General features: G+C 45.3%; 19 protein-coding genes. 15 read left to right on the forward strand and 4 right to left on the reverse strand.

Going from position 1 to position 23,969, the window contains the following annotated elements; all coding sequences use genetic code 11:
- The first annotated feature begins 187 nt into the window (after window positions 1-187).
- Window positions 188-652: an SRPBCC family protein gene (locus tag CYJ37_RS01605; RefSeq protein WP_101547635.1), complete on the forward strand. Its 465-nt coding sequence runs from the start codon at window positions 188-190 to the stop codon at window positions 650-652.
- Between the two features lie 744 nt (window positions 653-1,396).
- Here the strand turns inward: CYJ37_RS01605 and CYJ37_RS01610 are convergent.
- The 3 genes from CYJ37_RS01610 to CYJ37_RS01620 all read right to left on the reverse strand — a co-directional run bounded on the left by CYJ37_RS01610 (window position 1,397) and on the right by CYJ37_RS01620 (window position 4,534).
- Window positions 1,397-2,314, reverse strand: coding sequence for a nuclease-related domain-containing protein (locus CYJ37_RS01610; protein WP_101547636.1), 918 nt, complete (start codon window positions 2,312-2,314; stop codon window positions 1,397-1,399).
- Between the two features lie 71 nt (window positions 2,315-2,385).
- A complete protein-coding gene (locus CYJ37_RS01615; protein WP_101547637.1) occupies window positions 2,386-3,960 on the reverse strand; it encodes a histidine kinase N-terminal 7TM domain-containing diguanylate cyclase in 1,575 nt (524 codons plus the stop codon).
- Window positions 3,961-4,108: 148 nt separating this feature from the next.
- Window positions 4,109-4,534: a VOC family protein gene (locus CYJ37_RS01620; protein ID WP_101547638.1), complete on the reverse strand. Its 426-nt coding sequence runs from the start codon at window positions 4,532-4,534 to the stop codon at window positions 4,109-4,111.
- 142 nt (window positions 4,535-4,676) lie between these two features.
- On the opposite strand from CYJ37_RS01620, the gene CYJ37_RS01625 reads away from it, so the two are divergent.
- The 9 genes from CYJ37_RS01625 to CYJ37_RS01665 all read left to right on the forward strand — a co-directional run bounded on the left by CYJ37_RS01625 (window position 4,677) and on the right by CYJ37_RS01665 (window position 14,206).
- Window positions 4,677-5,957: an MFS transporter gene (locus tag CYJ37_RS01625; RefSeq protein WP_101547639.1), complete on the forward strand. Its 1,281-nt coding sequence runs from the start codon at window positions 4,677-4,679 to the stop codon at window positions 5,955-5,957.
- 152 nt (window positions 5,958-6,109) lie between these two features.
- Window positions 6,110-6,508 (forward strand): MarR family winged helix-turn-helix transcriptional regulator, encoded by a 399-nt coding sequence (locus CYJ37_RS01630; protein ID WP_022543799.1) that lies wholly within the window; start codon window positions 6,110-6,112, stop codon window positions 6,506-6,508.
- A gap of 29 nt (window positions 6,509-6,537) precedes the next feature.
- Window positions 6,538-8,136, forward strand: coding sequence for an MDR family MFS transporter (locus tag CYJ37_RS01635; protein WP_101547640.1), 1,599 nt, complete (start codon window positions 6,538-6,540; stop codon window positions 8,134-8,136).
- Window positions 8,137-8,253: 117 nt separating this feature from the next.
- The gene (gene kynU, locus CYJ37_RS01640; RefSeq protein WP_101547641.1) at window positions 8,254-9,525 is read left to right on the forward strand and encodes a kynureninase; all 1,272 of its coding nucleotides are present in this window, start codon (window positions 8,254-8,256) and stop codon (window positions 9,523-9,525) included.
- Between the two features lie 13 nt (window positions 9,526-9,538).
- Entirely contained in the window at window positions 9,539-10,162 is a 624-nt protein-coding gene (gene kynB, locus CYJ37_RS01645) for an arylformamidase (protein WP_101547642.1), read from the forward strand.
- A gap of 15 nt (window positions 10,163-10,177) precedes the next feature.
- Window positions 10,178-10,876: a tryptophan 2,3-dioxygenase family protein gene (locus CYJ37_RS01650; RefSeq protein WP_101547643.1), complete on the forward strand. Its 699-nt coding sequence runs from the start codon at window positions 10,178-10,180 to the stop codon at window positions 10,874-10,876.
- 273 nt (window positions 10,877-11,149) lie between these two features.
- Window positions 11,150-13,471 (forward strand): RNA polymerase recycling motor HelD, encoded by a 2,322-nt coding sequence (gene helD, locus CYJ37_RS01655; protein ID WP_101547644.1) that lies wholly within the window; start codon window positions 11,150-11,152, stop codon window positions 13,469-13,471.
- A gap of 126 nt (window positions 13,472-13,597) precedes the next feature.
- A complete protein-coding gene (locus tag CYJ37_RS01660; protein WP_101547645.1) occupies window positions 13,598-13,945 on the forward strand; it encodes a hypothetical protein in 348 nt (115 codons plus the stop codon).
- Window positions 13,946-14,014: 69 nt separating this feature from the next.
- Entirely contained in the window at window positions 14,015-14,206 is a 192-nt protein-coding gene (locus tag CYJ37_RS01665; protein ID WP_009790816.1) for a hypothetical protein, read from the forward strand.
- Window positions 14,207-14,241: 35 nt separating this feature from the next.
- On the opposite strand, the gene CYJ37_RS01670 is transcribed toward CYJ37_RS01665, so the two are convergent.
- Window positions 14,242-15,618 (reverse strand): dipeptidase, encoded by a 1,377-nt coding sequence (locus CYJ37_RS01670; RefSeq protein ID WP_101547646.1) that lies wholly within the window; start codon window positions 15,616-15,618, stop codon window positions 14,242-14,244.
- A gap of 217 nt (window positions 15,619-15,835) precedes the next feature.
- Between CYJ37_RS01670 and CYJ37_RS01675 the strand changes: the two genes are divergently transcribed.
- The 5 genes from CYJ37_RS01675 to paaA all read left to right on the forward strand — a co-directional run bounded on the left by CYJ37_RS01675 (window position 15,836) and on the right by paaA (window position 23,958).
- On the forward strand, window positions 15,836-19,249 hold the full coding sequence (locus CYJ37_RS01675) for a hypothetical protein (RefSeq protein WP_101547647.1): 3,414 nt from the start codon (window positions 15,836-15,838) through the stop codon (window positions 19,247-19,249).
- 120 nt (window positions 19,250-19,369) lie between these two features.
- Complete coding sequence (locus tag CYJ37_RS01680) at window positions 19,370-20,125, forward strand: TraR/DksA C4-type zinc finger protein (RefSeq protein WP_101547648.1); 756 nt, start codon at window positions 19,370-19,372, stop codon at window positions 20,123-20,125.
- 840 nt (window positions 20,126-20,965) lie between these two features.
- Complete coding sequence (locus tag CYJ37_RS01685) at window positions 20,966-21,394, forward strand: hypothetical protein (RefSeq protein WP_101547649.1); 429 nt, start codon at window positions 20,966-20,968, stop codon at window positions 21,392-21,394.
- Window positions 21,395-21,648: 254 nt separating this feature from the next.
- Entirely contained in the window at window positions 21,649-22,983 is a 1,335-nt protein-coding gene (locus CYJ37_RS01690) for a phenylacetate--CoA ligase family protein (RefSeq protein WP_101547650.1), read from the forward strand.
- Between the two features lie 18 nt (window positions 22,984-23,001).
- Entirely contained in the window at window positions 23,002-23,958 is a 957-nt protein-coding gene (gene paaA, locus CYJ37_RS01695; protein WP_101547651.1) for a 1,2-phenylacetyl-CoA epoxidase subunit PaaA, read from the forward strand.
- Window positions 23,959-23,969 lie beyond the last annotated feature (11 nt).

Consider the following 23,969-nt stretch of genomic DNA (forward strand, 5'->3'; position numbering starts at 1 on the left):
CATCATGTATTAGTTAGTGCTTTCAGAGACCATGCAAGGAATATCTATACACCTCATTAAGAAGAAAATTTATTTGGAAAAATTATTTGAACTCCTAAACTGGAAAGAACAGTCCTCTTTGGAAGACTGTCCTTTTTTTGTTGTTGAGTTAAAATAGTATTAATGAAAAAAATGAGGAGTCTCCATTATGCCAACCATCAGACATTCACAATTCATCAAAGCACCAATTAAAATATGTTTTGACCTTGCTAGAAGTGTTGAAGTACATACGCAAACAACATCAAGAACACAGGAAAGGGCAGTTGGGGGAGTGACCAGCGGATTGCTTGAAAAAGGCGATATGGTAACTTGGGAGGCCGTGCATTTCGGTATCAGACAGAGGCTGACGGCCAAAGTGACAGTTATGGAAAAGCCTTTTCGTTTTGTCGATATCATGGTGAAAGGCGCTTTCAAGTCGTTTGTTCATACTCATGAATTTTTCGAGGAAGCTGAAGGAACGGTAATGATTAATACTTTCCAATATGAATCGCCTTTGGGACTGCTGGGAATTGCTGCTGATAAGCTGTTTTTGGAGAGGTATATGCGGGAGTTTATAGTGTTTAGGGCTGAGGGGTTGAGGGAGTTGGCTGAGAAGGAGAGTGGATTGGACTAAGACCGTCTAAACTCAAAAACAGAAAACAGAGGGTGCTAGTGGATCGGACTAAGACCGTCTAAACTCAAAAACAGAAAACAGAGGGTGCTAGTGGATCGGACTAAGGCCATCTAAACTCAAAAACGGGAAAAAGAGGGTACTAGTGGATTGGACTAAGACCCTCTGAATCCAAAAATAAGAATCAGAGGGTGCTAGCCGGGAGGACTAAGACCCTCTAAACCCAAAAACGGGAAAAAGAGGGTACTAGTCGGAAGGACTAATACCCTCTAAACTCCAAAAAAGGAAATAGAGGGTGCTAGTGGATTGGACTAAGACCCTCTAAACCCAAAAAAGGAAAACAGAGGGTGCTAGTCGGAAGGACTAAGACCGTCTAAACTCAAAAAAAGGAAACAGAGGGTGCTAGTCGGGAATACTAAGACCCTCTAAACCCAAAAACGGGAAAAAGAGGGTACTAGTCGGAAGGACTAAGACCGTCTAAACTCCAAAAAAGGAAAAAGAGGGTGCTAGTCGAGAGGACTAAGACCCTCTAAACCCAAAAAAGGGGAACAGAGGGTACTAGTCTAGCAAACTAAGACCCTCTATATCCAAAAACAAGAATCAGAGGGTACTAGTCGAGTAAACTAAGACCCTCTTAACCCAAAAACAAGAAACAGAGGGTACCAGTTCAGAAAACGATACCCTCTTATCTCATATTCAAGCAACAAATGGCGCAAGCGGAATAATCAAAACCAGTCTTCCAACTGCCTATGAACGGTCGACAAAATAGGAAGATTTACTGCTTCCTAGGCGATCATAGGTGCCGGTTAGTGCTTTACGAATGGTTTTCCTGTTTTTAATAACCTCACACCACTCATAAATACCATTAGTCGTTACTTTCCTATCCGGAAAAAGTAGCTTATATTCTTCTGCAGCACGTATAATCGCTGTGGCATAGCTTTCTTTTCCTCCGCAGTGATTGCATTTCAGATTTTTCCCATCAAAGTACTCATACAGCACCCCACACCCCCTACACCCAATCCCCTTCCTCAACCCCTCCCACCCATACTCTGGCACAGATGAAAAAGGTGATTTATCAAGGTGGGCAGCGGCCAGTCTGTCTGCGAGTTTGGTATGTGCTGATGACAGTTTCAGTGAGGTATCCTTCTTTAGAGGACCGGCAAAGCGGTTGAGCTGCGGGTGGAATACGGCAGGGAGGTTGAGAGGGGCTTGATAGAGCTGGAATTCCGGGTTGATGAAGATGAGGTGGGATTGGATTTTGGTTTTGCAGCCTATTTCCTGGAGGAGCCGGCGGAACAGCTGCTCGTTTCTTTTGAGCTGCAGGAGGGGGTTTTTGATTTCGGTTTTTGAGGCGGTGAACCATTGGTCTCCTTCGGCCACAAAGTCGCCTTCGAAGTTTTTGACTTCAAAGAGATAAACGATGTATGCGGTGATCAGCAAAGAGTCGATTTGAAATAAGGTGTTGTTCATTTCCAGCAGCAAATCGTTTAAAATCAGGCCTCCTTCTGCTGCAGAGAGCAGCCATTCATCAAATTGAAGTTCGCCCTGGTAGCCTTTCTCTAAATTAGAATAGTAAGTCTCATCCTTAGTTGACAAATCCATACGGGAATTCAATGCCCTGAAAAGACGCAACTCACGGGGTTCTGTCCGGGTTTTTACAATCAATCATCATCACTCCTTTTGTCATATTTTAACATAATTAAAAAGAACAGGTGCAAATAAAAGCCTGTTCCCGCCTATACTTCCGTCAACTCTGTTTCCCTCACAAACCGCTGAACATTATTTCTTCCATTCCTTTTGGCAGCATACAAAGCCTGGTCTGCTTCTCTCATCAGAAATTGAATAGGATCGTCCAAAACCTGCGGAAAAAGAAACATATGTGAAACTCCTAAACTAAGCGTTGCATGCACATTAACCTGGCCCAACTTGGTGTACTGTTCTGAAACATTGAGTCGTATCGCTTCAGCTAAATCATAGGCTTCGTCAAAGGAAGTATCCGGCAGCAGAATGATAAATTCTTCCCCTCCGTATCTGCCTATCACATCCGCAGCGCGAATGCTCTCTTTGGCAACCCTCGCAACATGGGAGAGTACCAAATCCCCAGTCTCATGGCCATATTCATCATTAATTTTTTTAAAATGGTCGATGTCAAACATGATTAAGGAGACATCCCCCCCATTGGGACTGATGCCCCCCAGTGATTCCAGCGATTGCTTCATAAAATAAGTCCGGTTGTAAACTTGTGTCAGGCCGTCAATGGAAGCGAGTTCCTTCAGTTGTTCCTGTATCAGGATTTTTTCAGTAATGTTAACAAATGAAATAATCCGCCCAATTTGATGGCCATTTTTATCCTCGACATCTGACATTTGAACCTGGTGGTGGATTTTTTTTCCATCCTGAATCCACTCATAATCGCAGTCCATCCCATTCTCTATAATTTCCTCAAGTATGCGGAATCCGGAAAATGCCTCTTTAAATGGCTTGCCGATCACAGAAGGCTTGAGGAAGGGCATGATAGGAACCATCGCTGAGTTGTAATCAAGGATGGCTCCCTTCCGGTTCAGAACAATCACGCCTTCTTTCATTCTGTCAAAAACAGTATCTCTTAATATCGGGGTAACATCGAACATTTTGAAAGACATCAAAGCGACCCAGTGGAAAAGATAAGATAAGCTCATGGAAACGGGTCCAAGATCAATGCCATAGGGGCTCAGGTCGTTTAAGTTAAAATAATTTGCAAGAATCGGGAATACCAGACCGGCAGCCATGGCCATTAATTGGATTCTGAACAGGAGGGATGCACCTTTTAGCCGAAGAAGCAATGTCAGGACACTGACCGTCAGACAGATGAACATATAAAAAGCGTGAACATAAAAGAAAGGGCCATATTCCAGATCGGCAATCGGGAAGGGGGCATCATTTCTCAGCTCAACAGCCTTATAGTACAGATGGTGAAGGCCATTTGTGGCATGCATGAAGATGGTTGCACTGGGTAAAAGGAAAAGAATATAAATGACCCAGGGCTTCAGCTTTTGCCCGGCATATTCAGCACACATTAAGAAGATAAAGGCAGGAATAAAGGGCATGACAAGATATTCCATACTTAACCATAGTTTGATGCCCTTCAGTGTGGAACTGGACAGTTCAAATACATAGAAAAAGGAAAAGAGCGACGATAAGATGGTCGCGATGATATATGGTTTAACACCTGGAGCGCCTTTTAGCTTATAGAAGGCAAATAGGCATAAACATAAGCTCAAAACTCCTGAAAGAGCGACTAGCGATTTATATAAAATCAATTCATTGGTCATGTTATATACTCCAGTAGTATAAATCTTTTGATAGATTATTAATCATATAAAGTATACTTGAAGACCTATGAGACAGGAAAGGACTTTTGTCATTTAAAGGATGAAAAAGAAAAAACCGCCTCCTTTTTAAATGAGAAGGCGGTTTTGCTTATTCATTTGCGATCCCTGGATAATCACAGTACTCAATGATGGTTCCTTCTGTATCAGCAGGATTCAGATACACGAGCCTCCTGCCATGCTTGTTTGTCCGGAGGGAGTCCTCAAGGATTCGGATACCTCTCGTTTTCAGGTCAGCGATTGCCTCCATTAAATCAGGCACCCGGTAGGCGATATGGTGGACGCCTTTCCCTTTTTGCTTGATGAACCGGGCGATGGGGGAGGTTGTATTATTGGTAGGTGCCAGGAGTTCGATCCGGTCGCCATTAACCTCTAGTATGCAGACTTCGCTTTCGACTCCTGCTGCTTCACTTACATATCTGTCAATCAGTTCAGCATCCAATATGTGTGTGTAAAATTTGAGGGTGCTGTCTATATCTCGTACGGCTATTCCAATATGATCCATTATTTTTTCCACAAGTATGGCTCCTTTCATTCCCTAACAGTGTAAAGGAAGGAAGCCTTGTTTACAATTCATCTGAAAAATTCACAAAAAATGTATAAAAAGCACTTGCAACGGTTTTGCTGAGAGACTATGATAGCTAAGGAAATTATTGTTTATGAAAAATTCTACAATGAAAGAAGATGTATATATGGCCCGATCAGCTTCGGCTGTCGATGCAAATGAGAAGCTCAGCATCCGCAATGGGATTGCTACTACTGTCATTTTGAACATCAGCACCAATTATTTTCCTCTGTTTGCGATCAGTGTACTTGGCGTTTCGAACTACCAGGTTGGATTGATCAGCTCCCTGCCTCAGTTTATAGGAATTTTTGCCATGGTGATCGGCTCCCTGCTTATAGGCAGGATGGAAGAAAAGAAGCGGCTTACCGCATACTCCTTCCTGGCCGCGCGTTTTTTCCTTTTAGCGATGTTTTTGCTTGTGTATCTGCCTGAGGAGATGAGAGGGTGGATATTTGTCCTCCTTGTCGGCCTGATGAATTTTCCAGGTTCGATTGCCAATTTGAGCTGGCAGTCCTTCATCGGCGATCTGATACCTGACAGCCGCCGGAGCGGTTTCTTCTCCGAGCGGAACAAAGTAATGACCATTGTCGGCATGCTTTCAACTTTCGCCATCGGCATTCTTCTGCAGCAGTTTGACCAGTCCAATTCTCTGCCTTTCCAGGTTTTATTTTTTGCCGCGTTTTTGATCGGACTGGCGGAAGTGTACTATTTGTTCAAGCATGAAGAGCCAAAGTCCAGCAGGAAAGCGGAGAAAAAACTAAGCATCGGCCTTCATGTTTTCAGGCACAAGCCTTTCTTGTATTTTATCATCTGCAGTCTTTTCTTTAATTTCGGGTGGCAGATGGCCTGGTCGCTTTTCAGCATCTATCAGATCAAAATTGCCGGCGCCACGGCACTTTGGATCAGCCTTTTCACTGTTGCGAATCAGCTTGCCCAGATTGTGAGCTTTAAATGGTGGGGAAGGATGGCTGATAAACACACTAATGCGAAAATGATGATTCTTGTATCTTTGGGTATGGCATCGGCACCTGTGCTGACAATCCTCTCGCCGAATATGGTGTATCTGGTTATCGTCAATTTCTTTTCCGGTCTGTTTGTTTCAGGCACCGTGCTGCTGCTCTTCAACCAGCTGCTGGAGGTAACTGAAGAGGAAACACGCAGCATCTGTATTTCGAACTATAATATTCTGCTGGCCCTCGTCGCCTTCATTGCGCCGCAGTTTGGTGTATTCCTTCTTGAAGCGGCCGGCATGAATGCTGCTATGACAGTTTCTTCAGTCCTGAGAGGAGCAGGTGCGATATTCTTCTTGTGCCTATTCGTCTATTTAAGGAAATCAAAGGGACATTCATTAAAACTAGCCAGAAATATTTTTTAAAATAACCAAAACCAAAAGCTTGAAAAGCTTTTGGTTTTTTTATGTTGACAAAAAGAAAGCATAGGATTATAGTTGCTTAAGTTAATAGTTCACAAAGTTAATTATTTATCTGGTAAATGGAAGCAGGGGGGATACCAATTAGCAGGGATAGATTGATTTACGACCTGATTGCAACAGTGAGAGGAACTGTGAAGAAATCAAAAGCAGATTTTCATGGCCTGTTTGACGGGTATATTCCTTTTAATGAATTCCTTGTTCTCAGGAAGCTTGCAGAAAAAGGGGAAAGTAAGGTCTCCCAGCTGGCGGGTGAGCTCGGGGTCTCGAGCAGCCATATAACAGCAGTCAGCGAAAAGCTGCTTAGCAAAGGACTGATCGTGCGGGGCGGAAGCGAACACGACAGAAGAATTGTATGCTTGTCCCTGACAAATGAGGGAAGAAAGATGGCAGCAGAGCTGGAGCAGGTTTCCAAGGATTATTTTGAAGAAAAGCTCCGTGATTTATCGGATGAAGAGCTTGCTCTGACAAGCAGCCTGCTGGGCAGGGTCCACTAAAAGAGACATCATAAGAGGTGAAGCAAATAATGGAACATTTGAGCCAAAAAGAAAAAATTACGATTATGATCGCCATCATTGCCGCAATGTTCTTTGCCGCAGTCAATCAGACAATCGTAGGCAACGCCCTTCCAAAAATCATATCTGACCTGGGCGGACTGGATTATTACAGCTGGGTTTTCACGATTTATATGCTGACCAGCGCCATTACAACCATACTTGTCGGGAAACTGTCTGATATTTATGGACGGAAGCCATTTATTTTAATTGGAATTATTATCTTTTCTATCGGCGCCTTTTTATCGGGAACGTCCTCTGATATCTTTGATCTGATTACATACCGCGGCATCCAGGGCTTTGGGGCCGGTATGATCATGTCTACTGCCTTTACTGCCGTAGGGGACCTTTTTGCGCCCCGCGAGAGAGGGAAGTGGCAGGGGGCGATGAGCGCCGTGTTCGGTATATCAAGTGTTTTCGGGCCGACGCTCGGCGGTTATATAGTTGATAACCTGGAGTGGAAATGGGTATTCTGGGTATTCCTGCCGCTTGGCATTGTCGCACTTGCATTGATTTGGAAGCTGTTTCCGTCACAGGAAAAGAAAAAAGGGGAAAGCGTCGATTATGTTGGGGCAGTATTTTTGACAGCCACCATCGTTCTCACTTTATTAGGATTCTCCTGGGCAGGAACAAAATATGACTGGGGTTCATCACAGATTATCATGCTGTTCGGCGGCGCTGTGATTGCACTCATCTTGTTCATCATAATCGAAAGAAAAGTCAAAACACCGATTCTGCCGCTATATTTATTTAAGAACGGTATCTTTACAATCTCGAATATCATTGGCTTCGTCATCGGTGTATCCATGTTTGGCGGCGTCATGTATGTACCTTATTTCATCCAGGGTGTTCTTGGATATTCAGCCACACACTCAAGCTTCCTGACGATGGCCATGACTCTGGGGCTGGTTTTCGCAAGTGCCCTTGGCGGCCAGATCATTTCTAAGACAGGCAAATATAAGCTGCAGGCAATCATTGGGTTATGCATCTCTGCAGTAGGATTGTACTTATTATCACGGATGGATGCAGATACTTCCCAATATGCACTTGTTGGATTTCTGATTCTTGTAGGATTTGGTATCGGGATCGGCATGACGGTATTCACGCTGACTGTCCAGAATGCGGTTGAGCAGAAATTCCTGGGGGTTGCCACCGCGACATCCCAGCTTTTCCGCTCAGTCGGCGGAACTGTAGGTGTTGCTATAATGGGAACACTTTTGAATAACCGCATGGAAGACAAAATGACCACCATGTCACAGAATCAGAATACCAATAATATGGCTGCTTCTCCTGAGCTTGCAGGGAAACTGGAGTCATTGAAGAACCCTCAGCTTCTCCTGGATCATGAGAAACTGGCCCAGGTTAAGTCTTCGCTGCCGGCAGAAGCTGCTTCCCTGTTCGAGCATATCATTTCAATGCTCAGGGAGGCGCTCAGCTATGCATTGTCGGGCGTGTTCTTATTTGTCACCATCACGATGCTGGTGGCAGTCATTCTTACCTTCTTCCTGAAGGAAATTCCTCTCAGGAGTGCAGCGGATTCAAAGGCGCCCGAGCCTGCAAAAAGCGAATAAATAAAAAGATGGGGACCTGGCTGAGCCAGGTTCTTTTTCCATTTACCGGGTTAATTCAGAATATTGACAATACCCTTATTCTGGCTTACCTTTTAAGAAGAGCAGGGAGGGAATCACTTGGAACAATTAAGAGAGAGAGCAGATTATTTGGATAGCCAGGATCCGCTCCGCAAATTTGCAGAAGAATTTTACATAAAAGAAAATATGATTTATCTGGATGGCAATTCACTCGGGCTTTTATCGGCAAGGGCAGAAAAAACACTCTTCGACATGCTTGATTCTTGGAAAAACTTAGGCATAGACGGATGGATGAGTGGGGAGAATCCTTGGTACTATGTATCCGAAAGATTGGGACATAGGTCAGCAGCATTGGTTGGAGGAGAGCCTGAAGAAGTGATTGCAACCGCTTCCACTACAACGAATTTGCACCAGCTTGCCGCAACCTTTTTCAAACCGGAAGGCAAGCGGACCAAAATATTGGCCGACGAATTGAATTTTCCATCAGATATTTATGCTTTGCAGTCGCAGCTCCAATTGAAGGGTCTGCCGCCTGAAGAGCATCTCGTCCAGGTAAAGAGCAGGGATGGCAGAACAATCACCGAGGAAGATATCATAGAGGCGATGACGGATGAAATCTGCCTGATCATCCTTCCTACTGTTTTATATAGAAGCGGACAGCTTCTGGATATAGAACGGCTGACAAAGGAAGCCCACAAGAGGGGCATCCTTATCGGCTTTGATGCGTGCCACTCAGCTGGGGCGGTTCCGCACCATTTTTCAGAATGGGGCACAGATTTTGCTTATTGGTGCAGCTATAAATATATGAACAGCGGGCCTGGGGGAATCGGAGGCCTTTATGTGAATAAAAAGCATTTTGGCAAAATGCCGGGCTTATCCGGCTGGTTCGGATCGGATAAAAGCCGGCAGTTCGATATGGAGCATACTTTCACACCAGCTCATGATGCAGGCGCTTTTCAAATTGGGACGCCTCATATTTTAAGTGCCGCTCCGCTATTAGGCTCGCTCGATATGTTTGAGGAAGCCGGCATCGATAGAATCAGAGAGAAATCCTTGAAAGCTACCGGCTACCTGATAGAATTGGCAGAAACTTATCTGTCCGGTTATGGGCTTACAATCGGAACGCCGAGAGAAGATATGCGGCGGGGAGGGCATGTTGCTCTTGAACACCCGGATGCCGCAAGGATCTGCAAAGCCTTAAAAGAAAAAGGTGTGGTGCCGGACTTCCGTTCTCCTAATATCATCAGGCTCGCACCGGTAGCCTTTTATACTTCGTACAATGATATCTGGAGGGCTGTGTCGATTCTAAAGGACATCATGGAGAACAGATTATACGAAAAATATGAAAACAAGCGAGAAATCATCGCATAAGGAGTCATAAAAGATGATCATTGATATTTCAAGGAAGCTTCACAAGGGGATGCCTGTCTGGCCGGGAGACACAGCGTTTGCCTATGAAGTCAGCTGGCCAAAGGAAGAGAGCGGCTCTGTGAATGTCGGGAAGCTGACCATGAGCATACACACAGGTACTCATGTGGATTCCCCTTTCCATTTTGACTCAGAAGGGAATCGGATGACCGATATAGCGCTTGAAGTATATATAGGAAAAGCGTTAGTTGCCGATCTTGCAGGCGCAGCCAGCATCGGGAAAAAAGAGCTTGAAGGAATTGATCTTCACGGCGCTGAGAGGCTTCTATTAAGGACGGAGTCATGGAAGGATGCCTCTGTATTTCCGGAAGAAATCACTTTTTTAAATCCTGATATTGCACCATTTTTGGCTGAAAAAGGCGTCAAGCTTATTGGCGTGGATGTGCCTTCTGTCGATAGGCTGGACAGTAAGGAGCTTCCCGCCCATCATGAGCTCCAGCGATGCGGGATCCATATACTCGAGGGGCTGGATTTAAGTGAAGCAGAGCCGGGGGTCTACGAATTGATCGCACTTCCCCTTCCGATTGAATATGCCGATGGAAGCCCGGTGCGCGCAGTCCTCAGAAAATATCCTGATTGAAATGGGAGTGATACAGTGAAAGAGGAAAGCAAACAGCTGTCTGACTATGAAAAATACATCCGCACACAAGAACTGCTCAGCCTTCAGAAGGAAGAAGAAGAGCTCTGCTGCGAGGATGAGCTTACTTTTCAGACAGTCCACCAGATTGCGGAGCTGCACTTCAAACTGATCCTTCAATATTTGGACCGGTCATGCAAGAGCATGCAAAAAGGAGATGCCGAAGGGGCAAGTCTTATGATTGACCGGATCAATGAGCATTTGCGCCAGCTTCCGCCTGTTTTCGATCTCGTAAAAGCCATCACACCTGCCGATTATCATACGATCAGGCTGTTCCTTGGAAGGGGCAGCGGCCAGGACTCGCCGGGATTTAATGCTATTTTAAAAGAAGGACCTAAGCTTTGGGAACCGTTCGAAAGGCTGTTAAAGAAGGAAAACAGGACTCTGCTCCAGCTTTTAGAAACACCTGACGGCAATCGGACGCTTTATCGGCTTCTGAAGACTATGCTTACATTTGACGAGTATTTCCAGACTTTCCGCCATTCTCACATCCAGCTGGTCAAAAGGATGATCGGCCTGCGGACGAAAAGCCTGAAGGGCATTCCAGCCCAGGCCCTGGAGCGCGGTGCCAGGCATGAATTTTATCCGCTTGCCTGGGATGCTGTCTGCGAGCTGACTGATCTTACAGGATCCAGCTATGATCCTAAGCCTTTATAGATAGTGAAAATAGGGCTCCTGCTGTTTTGCAGGAGCCCTGGCATTAGTTTTTATTGAAAAAGTGAACTGAATAGAGCAGATTCAAAAATACAAAAAAACAAGACCGGCTAAAAACAGCGGTCTTGTTTAATATATGTATTAGTGTTACAATGAAGAGCGGTCTAAAAAAAGCCATTTGAAAATATATATTATTATCTAATTAAATAGTAACACAGAAACACAAGTGGTGTCAACTAAAAACGGCCGTAATTTTTTCCGGGGAGTGTTTTTTTTATGAGCAAACCAGGCGATAGCAAAGAAATGGAACAGCATCGGGTTAAAGAGATCATCGGGATTGCAGACAGCAAGATGCACAAGCTTTTGGGTAAAGGGTCTGCAGCAGGCTCAGATGTGCTTGAACTCAAAAAAACATTCTGGGAAGATGTTACAGTTAATCTGGATGAGCCGGATGATGTGATTGAGACATTTACGAGCATCAAGCAGCAGGCTGAACTTTTATCTGAAAGGGAAAGGACCAAAAGCCAGCTTGACCGGCAGTTGAGTACATTGGCAAAAATCAAGAATTCTCCTTATTTCGGAAGGATTGATTTTCATGAGGAAGGAGAAAAAGAGGAAGATGTCATCTATCTCGGAATATCCTCTCTTATGGATGAAGAGGATGAAAATTTTCTCGTCTATGATTGGCGGGCTCCGATCTCAAGCATGTATTATGATTATGCTCCCGGTCCTGCCCATTATAATACCCCGGAAGGAACTATTGAAGGAGAAATGCTGCTGAAGCGGCAGTTTATCATCAAAGGCGGAAAGATTGAGGGAATGTTTGATACAGGGCTGACGATTGGGGACCAGCTTCTCCAGGAAGTTCTCGGCAATAAGGCGAGCACCCAAATGAAGTCGATTGTAGCGACGATCCAAAAAGAACAGAATGAGATCATCCGCAATGAAAACAGCAAGGTGCTGATTGTCCAGGGAGTCGCCGGAAGCGGGAAAACATCGGCTGCGCTCCAGCGTGTGGCCTATCTGCTTTACAGGCACAGAGGCACCCTTCAGGCGGACAATATTATGCTGTTTTCTCCCAATTCTCTTTTTAACAGCTATGTTTCCACCGTCCTTCCTGAACTTGGCGAGGAAAATATGTCACAGGCAACCTATCAGGAATATATAACTCGAAGCCTCGGCAGGGAGCTTGGTGTAGAAGATCCTTTTGATCAGCTGGAATCCATCCTCTCAGAAGAAAACACGCCTGAAAAAGAGATGAGGAAGAAGGCAATCAGGTTCAAATCTGATACCGGATTTGTCGAAATGATAAAATCGTATACCGGCAAGCTTTCTGTGGAAGGGCTGCAATTTGAAGATTTGCGTTTCCGCGGGGAGACTCTTTTTACCCATGAAGAGATCAGCCATTATTTCTATTCGCTGGATCATTCCATTTCCATTCCAAACAGGATGCAGCTGACAAAGGATTGGCTGCTTCAGGAGCTCCGGAAAATCCAAAAAGCTGAGCGGAAAAAAGAATGGGTGGAAGAGGAAATTCAGCTTCTCGATAAAGTGGATTATCTGGAAGCCTTTAAAAAAGCACAGCAGAAGCAAAATAAAAACGGAGAGAATTTCGATGAGTTTGAGCAAGAGCAGAAGTTCCTCGAGAACATGGTTGTCAACAAAAGGTTCAAAGGGCTGAAAAGCAGGGTGAAGAACTTAAAGTTCCTTGATGTATTTGCCACTTATGAGCAGCTCTTCTGTAAAGATCATGTATTGGGTGATTCCCTCTATCCGGAAAACTGGGATGCTGTATGCAAGATTACTGCAGCAAATCTGAGCAAAGAAAAAATCCCTTATGAAGATGCCACACCATATTTATATTTGCAGCATCTCCTGGAGGGGAGAAAGCAGGATACGGGGATCAGGCATGTGTTCATTGATGAAGCACAGGATTATTCTCCTTTCCAGTTTGCTTATATCAAAGAGCTGTTTCCCTACAGCAGGCTCACTCTTTTGGGCGATGTGAACCAGGCGGTGTATACTCATTCCATCGGTGCTACGACGCTGTACCATGGCCATGAGGAAGAAGCGAAGACCATCGTGCTGACAAAAAGCTACCGCTCTTCCAGGCCAATTGTAGAATTTACAAGATCTTTTATCAGCGGCGGGGATCTTGTTGAGCCATTCAATCGGGAAGGAAGGCTTCCTGCTGTAATATTTGAAGAAGACAGGGAAGCTCTTCATGCTAAGATTGCTGAAACAGTGAATAGGCAGCTGAAAGAGGCTCATAAATCAATCAGCATTATCTGCAGAACGGCAAAAGAGAGCAAGGAAGCGTTTGAAGGCTTGAAGGAACTGCTGCCGGATGTGCGGCTGATCGAAAAGGGAACCCTCTCCTATGAAAAAGGCGTCACCATCATTCCGGCTTATTTGGCAAAAGGCATCGAGTTTGACACTGTCATTATTTATGATGCTTCTGCCTATGATCATGAAAGTGACCGGACCATTTTTTATACTGCCTGCACGAGGGCCATGCATGAGCTTGATATTCTATATACAGGCAGGAAAAATGATTTTATCCTTGAAGTGGACCCGAAATTATATACGACTAAGTAATTTCTTGAAGGCGTTGAGCACAGACTCAATGCCTTTTTCCATGTTTTGCAGATTAAAAAGAGGTTTTGGGCGTTTCCATTAGGGAAAAATGCGAAAGAGATGCCGGAAGGAGAGTGAAGATACATAATGGCTGAATCAAAAGTGGCAGGCGTATTTTCTTCTGCAGATGAAATCATCGGGAAAGCAGCGGATGCTTCATCCGCAGAAAGCTATATAGTGGTGTGCAGGGATAGTGAAGAGGGTGACAAGCTGAAAGAGAAAACAGGATTGCAGGTTGAAATGGTTAAACATTCACCTTCAAATGATGGTCCGGTCTTCCGGAATCTTGCTACAGCGTTTGAACCGGATGGAGAAGAACCGGCTCTTTCCAGTGTTCTTGGGAGACTTTCAGACCTTGGCCTGTCAGACGTGGACGCCCGGGAAGTCCTGGGGTATGCAGAAGATGGGCTGCTTGTACTCTTAAAAACAAACTGAACTATCGCGGTTTGGAGACCTTCCTTCCGGTGAAGGCAATCATATAGAATAAAAGAGGAGATGTTAGCAATGGAAAATTTCAAAATTGTTTACACATTTGAGAAAGGCCTGGAGGTCATTGAGGAGATTGAGGCCGAAAGCCGTTCTGAAGTTATTGGAAGGATCAAGGACCTTGAAGGATTTATTGAGTTTACCGACAAAGAGGAAAATTACCACCGTTTCAGCTTTGATGATGTAAAATTGGTTTCTATCAGGAAATAAAGAAAAGGCGCTGAAAAGCGCCTTTTCCTATGGTCTCAAAACCTTTCTTCCGACAGGTCAGCCCAGTAATGGCAGAGGGTCTGCATGCCTTTATCAAAGTTCTCAAGATGAAAGTGCTCATTGGGAGCATGGAAATTTTCTTCCGGCAGACCAAAGCCCATCAGGACGACGGGCAGACCCAGAAGCTGGTCGAAAACGGAAACGATCGGGATCGATCCCCCTCCGCGGGTGAACGCCGCCGGCACACCGTATACTTTTTCATAAGCTTTTCCGGCAGTCTGGATGGCCGGGTGGTCAAACGGAGTAACATAAGGCGCTCCTTTGTCAAATAAGGTAACGCTCAGTTCTACACCAGGAGGAGTATGCTTTTTGATATGTTCCTCGAGCAGGCGGGCGATTTCATCTGGGTCCTGGTTGGGGACAAGGCGGCAGGTGATTTTGGCTGATGCCCGGGAAGGGATGACCGTTTTGATCCCTTCACCCTGGAAGCCTCCGCCGATTCCATTCACTTCCAAAGTAGGCCTGACCCAAAGCCTCTCAACAGTTGAGTACCCCGATTCCCCAAACAGCTCCTTTACGCCGGCTTGTGATTTAAAGCTGTCATCCTCTAAGCCAAGTGCATCATAAGCCTCTTTTTCCTGCTCGGTCAATGTTTCCACCTGATCATAGAAGCCGTCGACCAATATTTTACCGTCAAAATCATGAAAGGAAGACACAATTTTAGCCAAGGCATGTATCGGATTTTGCACCGCTCCTCCATATAAACCTGAATGCAGATCAGCATTTGCTCCTTTCAAGTCAATCTGCAGCCCGCAGAGCCCCCTTAGTCCATAGCATATGGAGGGCCTGCCTTTTTCCATCATGCTGGTATCCGAAATCACCGCTGCATCTGCAGAAAGGAGCTCTCTATGCTCCTCAGCGAATTTTGGCAGATTCGGACTCCCGATTTCCTCTTCACCTTCTATGCAAAACTTAAAATTGACAGGTGCATTTCCAGTCACTTTCAACAGTGCTTCAAAAGCTTTTATATGCATGAAGACCTGTCCTTTATCATCGCTCGCTCCCCTGGCAAATATTTTCTCATCCCTGATTTCGGGATCGAAAGGCGCACTTTCCCAGAGCTCAAGCGGATCGGCCGGCTGGACATCATAATGGCCATATATCAGGACAGTCGGTCTGCTTTCATCCCTTATATAGTCTCCGTATACAACCGGATGGCCGGAAGTATCATAGATATTGACATTCTCAGCACCAGCTTTTTCAAGCGCTCTCGCCGTCCATTCTGCTGCCTTTCTGACATCTTCCTTATGTTCAGGCAGGGCGCTGATGCTTGGAATCGATAAAAACTCGGTCAGCTCCTGCAGGTGGGTGTCGCGTTCTTTTTTCAAATAATCGAATACATTGTTTAGCATAGCAGCCTCCTATTTCTCTGGACGGGCTGGGTATATTCCCGCAGCCGGCAGAGCCTTCGCAAATAAATACTTTATATTCTCCATAGCGGTTAAGAAAACCTCCCTCTTGCAAAAATTCTGTCAATTTTTTAAAAAATAGTTTTAAAAAGGATTCATTTGGTGTAATATTACACTAAATGAATATGATGGAATTTTATCCATAGAAGGGGGCATATCCTTGGGTTCTCTTACCAAAGAGCATGAAAAGCAAATTTTCCAAAAAGAACTGTATAAACTGAAAAAGCAGGAATTCATTGGTCCGGACGATTACAGCCGGGTGCTTGAAGCCCATCTTTCCTACTATCAGTCACTGGAATTGGATGAAGTGGAATTGAAAACGGCTGAGCAGCCGAAAAAGGAAGAGAAGGTGATCACTGCACCTGTGCCTGTATCTGTACCTGAAAAGCCTTCTGCTGAAGAAAAAACACGGAGCCCCGAGGAAGTGCGGGAACGGAATATATCAATGACGCTGAATCTCGGTGTTGTGCTGCTCCTGGTTGGAGGGCTTTTTGTCGCAACCAGCAATTGGGATGAAATGAGCGACTGGATGAAGAGCGGTTCCATCGCACTTGTTTCATTGCTGTTCTTCGGGATCTCCCTTGCAGCCGGGAAGCTTCTTGGAATACAAAAGACTGCTCTTGCCTTCAATGTGCTGGGGAGCTTGTTTCTGCCCATCTTTCTGCTGTCGGTAAGCTGGTTCGGTCTCATGGGCGAGTATTTATCTTTTTATGGTGAGGGGAGCTATTTTTTTGCTGCTGCAGGAGCTTTAATCCTGGCTCCGTTTTATGGTTTCCTTGCCCGGCAAATGGGTTCGAGGCTTTTCGTCTGGTTTTCTTTCTCTGCATTAATATCTGCTGCCGGCTTCCTGCTGCTTGCACTGGGGGCAAGGCAGGATACCTTTTATTTAGGCATGATGATTTATAATGCGGGACTGATTGCCCTGTTCCTGAAGGGGCGGAAAAAGAGTATTTCTCCCCTGTTCTTTGGGGAGCTGGCTTATATCGTCCAGGCAAGCCTGATTTTGTCTACTGTTATGATGCTGGCTTTTTATCAGAATACTTTTAGTGTTGGCATCAATCTGCTTCTTGCAGCTGTTCTCTTTATGGCGAGTGTGTATGTTTCCGGCAGGAAGGAATATCATTATGCGTTCACACTGCTGATTGTTATGGGGATATACCAGCTGACGGAAAATTCCCTGCTGGAGCTTCTTAGCCCGGCAGTTTATGCGGCTGCCGGTGCAGGGTTTATGTTCCTGCCAAAACTGCTCAGGGAAGATGAAGGCTGGAAGAAGATATTCAACTGGACGAGTGCAGCTGTGTCTCTTTTTGTCTTCTTATTGATAAGTGCAGAGGCAGCGCTGGCAGGATTGAATGAACCGTCCATTAGCATGCTCCTCGCTTACCTGATTCTTTCCGGCCAGTTTTTGTTTTTGGCTGAAGGAAAAAATGGTTTATTTGCTTATTTTAGCCCTGTTTTTCTATTCGCGGCATCATGGGAGCTGCTGTTATTGGCTGATAGATTTTTCTCATTCAAAAATTTTCTATTGCCTGTTTTTCTATCGGGCGCTGTTATATATGTTATATTCGGCATCCTTAAAACACCGGTATTTCTTCGTGTTATCAGCCAAAGTTCGCGTGATATCGGACTGGGTGTAATGGGCATCTGCATGGTGCTGTCCGCAAGCTTTGCCTGCTGGGGCAGGCTAGGCGTTATGCTGATGCTTCTCAGCGTCCTGTTCTGGATGTCCCGAACCGCTGAAAAAAGGCAGGAGTTCAACGAAGCTTTGTCATGGGCAGTTCCTTTGTCCTTTGCACTTGCCTTCTTCTCCTGGGGGGAATGGCTGCGGACCAGCTGGCCATTTTACAGAGAGACACTCGGATTTGCGATGAATGCAATCCTGGCTGCAGCCAGTTTGGCGACAGGCATGCTGCTGAATAGGAAAATTGAGCCGGCAATGAGTAAATATATGTTTTTTATTTCACAGGCCTTTTATTCGGCAGCCGTTCTATCTGCAATCTTCCTCCCGCTGAATGAGTGGGCCAGAGCAGCGGTATTGGTTTGCGGAATAGGGATTTATTTCAGGCTTCATAAAGCAGTGAAAAATAGGCTGTCATCTTATCTGATGCCGGCAATCGTGTTTGCAGCATATTTTGCTCTTTTAACTGCCGTCAGCAAGGCTGTGCTCTTGCCTGAAATAGTCCGATGGACAGAGATTGTCATGCCGGGCATTGTCCTTGCCGGAATTTCGGCTTTCTTAAGGAATAAAGAACAAATGCTATTTCGTTCTTTTGCATGGTCAGCCCATATTTATCTTCCTTTTGCATTGGTTTTGACCTGGCTGCTACATAGTGAGCATGCTTTCATCAGCTTGGCTGCTGCAGGTGCGGTATATTGGATCAGTTCCCGGCAATCCTATCGTGAGTGGCAAACGAAAGCCTTCTTATATAGTGCTTGTTTATCGCTGTTTTTGTTTTTCTATTCGCTTGACCTTTTGATTTTTGAGGGAAGCAGCAGGCAGTATGTTTTTCTGCTCTCAAGCTTTGTGACCTACGGGCTTTCACGCCTAATGTCAGAGGAAGATCAAAAGCGGCTGCCTTATTATCTTGTCCCATTCTCCTTAATCGGCCTTGCATCCTCGGTGCTGGTGTATCCTTTTGGACTGGCGGATTTCTCCTTATCTGTGATATATGGTGCTGCTATCTTATATTATATCCACAGCAGAAGGTGGGAGCTCCTGAATGGTGTTCCGCTGGTCCTCATGTGGTTTGCATCTATGATGTATGTTACAGCATCTGGTATGGGATCTGTACTCTGGATGCTGGTTATGGGCGGAATGGGGGCTGTGTTGATCTTTATCGGCCAATTTCTTTCCAAACAGCTTTATGAAATAACGGAACGGAGTTTGAGGTTTGACAGCTATACACCCGCCGGCCTGCTTTTCCTGGCAGGAATGTATCCGGCGGAAGGCGGAATTCTTACGGAAATGCTGCCGGGCATTCTCATTTCTTTGGCATTATGGTCTCAAGGCAGGCGGATGCCGCAGGAATGGGGCTGGATTCCTCCCGCTGCCGGTGCAGTGTTTTTGCTTCAACCATACTTTGCCCTTGTAGAATATTTGCCGATCCCTCAAGTGCTCAGCAGGGAGGCATATGTGCTTCCTTTCATTGCAGTTAGCATACTGATAAGACTGATCCTGAAGGGGCGTTTCCCGGACTTCATCAGCAAGCTTCAATGGGCAGTGCTTGCTGTGTCAGCCGTTCTTCTAGTGGAGGACGCTCTTGCAGGCTCGACCATTCAGGATGCCCTGATCATTGGAATTTTATCGCTGCTGTCCATTTTTGGCGGGCTGATCTGGAAGATCAAATCATATTTCTTCACAGGCTTTGCCGTTCTTTTACTTAATGTATTGATGCAATCCAGGCCGTTTTGGGGCAATCTGCCATGGTGGGCGTACCTTCTGATCGCCGGAAGCCTTTTGATTGCAGCTGCAAGCTATTATGAATGGAATAAGCAGAAAGTGGCAAAAGGTGAGACTGGCGTACTGGAACGTTTCCGAAAAAGGATCATCCAGGGTCTGAAAAAATGGAAATAAAGAAAGGGAGGGCCCAGCGGCCTTTCCTTTTTTGTTCATTTAACACTATTTAACACTCATGAGATTGCACCGTACATCCCAAAATATAGGTAGAACAAAACAGAAGGGAGAGATGGAATCTTGCTTACTAAAGACGAAATAGCAGCGTTCCGTTCCCAGCTATTGCATGAAAAAAAAGATCTCGAAGAAAGATTTCAGTCCAATGACAATTTCGACCTGACAAGGGACCATCCCCATGAATCCGTCGGGGAGCTGTCCAGCTACGATAACCATCCTGGCGACGAAGGAACTGAGCTGTACGAACGCGAGAAAGACCTGGCGCTGAATGAGCACTATAAGCTTGAACTGAGCAATATACTCAAAGCGCTGCAGGCGATTGACCAGGGGACCTATGGCATTTGTGAAGTATGCCATAAAGAAATTCCAAAAGAACGCCTGGAAGCTCTGCCGAACACAACGTACTGCAAGGAGCACAGCCCTGACCAGGTTACTTCCCATGAAAGGCCGATCGAAGAAGGTGTGCTGATGCCTCCTTTCGGTAAATTCGATATGGACGAACAGGATGAAAATGTTTCATTCGATGCAGAGGACGCATGGCAGGAAGTCGAAAGCTGGGGGAACTCCGAAACGCCTTCCGACTTTATTGTTCCGCATGACCATTATAACGATACCAATATAGAAGCAGAGGAAAATATCGGTTATGTTGAGGATTATGAAAACTTCATCGGTACCGATATTGAAGGCAAGAACATCACAGTATACCCAAGTGCACAGCATGAAAGGTATGAAGAGGCCCTTGATGAAGAAGGCATCATGACAACCTTCGGCGACCTTCCTGCCTATGAACATGATCCATATGTCGAAGACGAAAGCTGACTCTTAGGAGTTGGCTTTTTTTTATGTGAAGGGTGCAGGACAAGTAGTTTTCCGTTTTCTTTGTGGCTCAACAGATACACCGTATCTGCCGAAAACAGGGGTTAATGATTTGGCATGGTATTTTTTCAACGATATAATAAAAGAAACATAAAGGGATGAAAGATAATTTTTAGCCAAAAGGGAACTGGAACATTCTGAACAAGGAAAAAGCCGTACAGAGGGTCTTAGAGGAGCAGACTAGAACCCCCTAAGCAGGAAAAAGAGGTATAGAGGGTCTTAACGGAGCGGAATAGGACCCTCTAAACCGAAAAAATCAAATCAGAGGGCCTCAAACGAGCGGAATGGAACCCTCTAAACTAAAATAATCAAATCAGAGGGCCTCAAACGAGCGAAATGGAACCCTCTAAACTGAAATAATCAAATCAGAGGGTCTCAAAAGAGCGAAATGGAACCTTCTAAACTGAAATAATCAAATCAGAGGGCCTCAAAAGAGCGAAATGGAACCCTCTAAACTGAAATAATCAAATCAGAGGGTCTCAAACGAGCGAAATGGAACCTTCTAAACCGAAAAAATCAAATCAGAGGGCCTCAAAAGAGCGGAATGGAACCCTCTAAACTGAAATAATTAAATCAGAGGTCCTCCAACGGTCAAACTCACCCCCTTCTGCTAAAAAATACAAAAAGCTTCCATCCAAACAGGCTGCTTTTTATTGAAACCATATAATCCTGATAACATACATACAAAAATGATTACATTACTTTTAAAAAAATGGAAGGTGCTTACAGACCAGTGCTGCGATGTTTTAAAAGAAGTATACAAAGCTGGGAGAATACAACTATATGAGCAAATTAAGCGGTATCGATTTTTCGCATTTTGAAAAGCAATCCATTGTCAATGTTATTATTGGCTCAAATTCTCTGCTTGAACTGGAGCTGACAGCAGGCGGCCTTGTCGCTGAGTGTCCATGGAGGCTCCAGCGCGAAAATAAAATCATGGCTGGAAGCAGTGATTCCCGTGAGGTTCCTGCCAATGTTCAGCTGAAAGAGTCTCTCATCGGCTGTCAGGTAATTGAAGTGATTTTTATGGAGGAAGTTAAAATGCTGCGCATCGCTTTTTCCGGCTCAATAGTTCTTGACTTATTTCATGACAGCTGCCATTTTGAGGGATGGGAATTATACAGTGAGGATGGGTTTACCTTTATTTCACTGCCTGAAGGGGACTTTTCTCTGCAGGAATTATGTACAACCCAAGACCAATGCGGGGAATAGTGAGTTCAATCATATAGCCGGCAGGAGATCAAATTCTCCTGCCGGCTTTTAGATTCTATAAGGAAGCTTCGAATGAGTGACTGAAGACTGAGAAAAAAAGAATCCTCCATCTGGCATAATATTTAACGAGGATTGAATTTTCTGAAAAATAATTTGACAACGGATTTTTTTCAGGTTATCTTAATGGTATAACAGATATTAAACGAGACGATTTTTTTACGTTATATGACGGAAAGGGAATAGGAGGGTGCCCTTTGATTCTTCATAGCATTGAAAAATCGGGCAGAGATGTGATTGAAGCCGTTCAATTGGAAGGGCTTAAGATTACAGCAGCAAGAGTTTTTCACGAAGTGCCATTTTACAGGCAAAGATTTTCTGAAGCTAACCTGGTGCCACAGGATATTCAGACGCTAGAAGATCTAAAAAAACTGCCATTTACAGAGAAAGCAGATTTAAGGAGCCAGTACCCGTTCGGCCTTTTTGCTGCTCCGATGGATAAAGTGGTCCGTCTGCATGCTTCTTCTGGCACGAGCGGAAAGCCGACGGTTGTCGGCTATACAAAGAAGGATATTGAGATTTGGACAGAGCTGGTCGCCCGTGCCATTGCGCTGGGTGGCGGAAGACCTGGCGAACGGCTGCATAATGCATATGGATACGGCCTTTTTACGGGGGGCCTTGGATTGCATTATGGCAGCGAACATCTCGGAATGGCCACTGTACCTGTCTCAGGCGGCAACACGGAACGGCAGATCATGCTCATTCAGGATTTTAAACCTTCCGTTATATGCGGGACTCCTTCTTATATATTAAGTCTTGCTGAAAAGATGGAGGAAATGGGTATCGATCCTGCAAGTACTTCGCTGAAATACGGCATATTCGGAGCAGAGGCCTGGTCGGAAGAAATGCGTAAAGTTCTGGAGATGAAGCTCGCCATTAAAGCCTGCGACATTTACGGCTTAAGCGAGGTTATGGGTCCTGGCATCAGCATGGAATGCCATGAGGCACAGGATGGGCTGCATATCGCTGAGGATCATTTCATTGCGGAGGTGATCGATCCGGAAACTTTGGAAGCGCTTCCTTTTGGGAGTGAAGGGGAGCTGGTCTTCACAAGCATTTCAAAAGAAGCCTTTCCTGTTATCCGCTACCGGACCGGTGACATTGCCAGCCTGTCAAAGGAAACGTGCAAGTGCGGAAGGACCACTGCCAGGATGTCGAGAATAAGGGGCAGGATCGACGATATGCTGAACATTAATGGCGTGAATGTTTTTCCTTCCCAGATAGAAAGCTGTCTGGTTGGCCAGGAAGATATCTCCCCCCACTATCAGATTGCACTTCATTCCGGCAAGGCGCTCAAATCACTTGTCCTGCATCTTGAATTGGAGGAAAGGTCCTATTCAAAGATGGGCGGCGATTTACAGTCCGATTATGCGGAAGCTATCCGAATGAGGCTTAAAAACCATTTACAATCTCAATGCTATATTTCCATTTCCGTTGAACTTCATCCGCCGAAAAGCATTCCCCGGTCCGAGGGGAAAGCTGTGAGAATAATTAATAACAAAAATGCTCCTGAAGCTATAAGCGGGATTTAATAGAAGGAGGCTGACAATATGGCAGGACAGCTGTATTCTTCTTTAACCGAAGAAGAGAAGCTGGGAAACTTTATGGAAAGGATTTCTAATGGGGAAAAAATAGAGGCGGATGACTGGATGCCCGATGATTACAGGCTCACACTCATCAAGCTGATCAGCATGCACGGAATAAGCGAAATCATGGGTGCCCTGCCTGAAAAGGAATGGGTCCCTAAAGCGCCGACTCTAAAAAGGAAGCTTGGCATCATGGCCAAGGTCCAGGATGAAATGGGCCACGGACAGCTTTTGCTTCGGGTTGCAGAGGATCTGATGCTGCCGCTTAGCAAAAGCAGGGAACATATAATGGAAGATCTTTTTACAGGGAAGCTCAAATTCCACAATGTCTTTCATATGGAGGCTCCTACATGGGGGGACGCCGGGCTTATAGGCTGGCTGGTCGACGGTGCAGCGATCATCACCCAAACGAATATGCTTGGTTCATCTTATGGACCTTATGCAAGAGCATTAAAACGAATCTGCGCTGAAGAGGTTTTCCATGCCCAGCATGGTGAGGCGATCATCATGGCATTGGCCGAGGGGACAGAAAAGCAGAGAGAAATGGTTCAGGATGCTGTCAATCGCTGGTGGGAAGCATTATTGATGTTTTTCGGCCCGGCAGATGCCCGGGCGACCGGCACGTCCAAGCAGGATATTACGATTAAGTACAAAATCAGGACGAAAACAAATGAAGAGCTGCGCCAGGATTTCTTTTCCAAGTATGTGCCAAGGATTCTCTCACTAGGATTGACCATACCGGATCCGACCCTGGGATACAGTGAAGATACAGGATGGAAATATAAACAGCCTGACTGGAGCCGCTTTAAGGAAATTATCAGCAACAGCGGGCCAAAATCGGCTGAAAGGCTGAGTCTGCGCCGTGATGCCTATCGGTCCTCCCAATGGGTCCGGGATGCACTGAGTGTGCAGGCTAATTAAGAAAGGAGGGA

Source organism: Bacillus sp. UMB0728 (genome assembly GCF_002858875.1).
GTDB lineage: Bacteria > Bacillota > Bacilli > Bacillales > Cytobacillaceae > Bacillus_AB > Bacillus_AB infantis.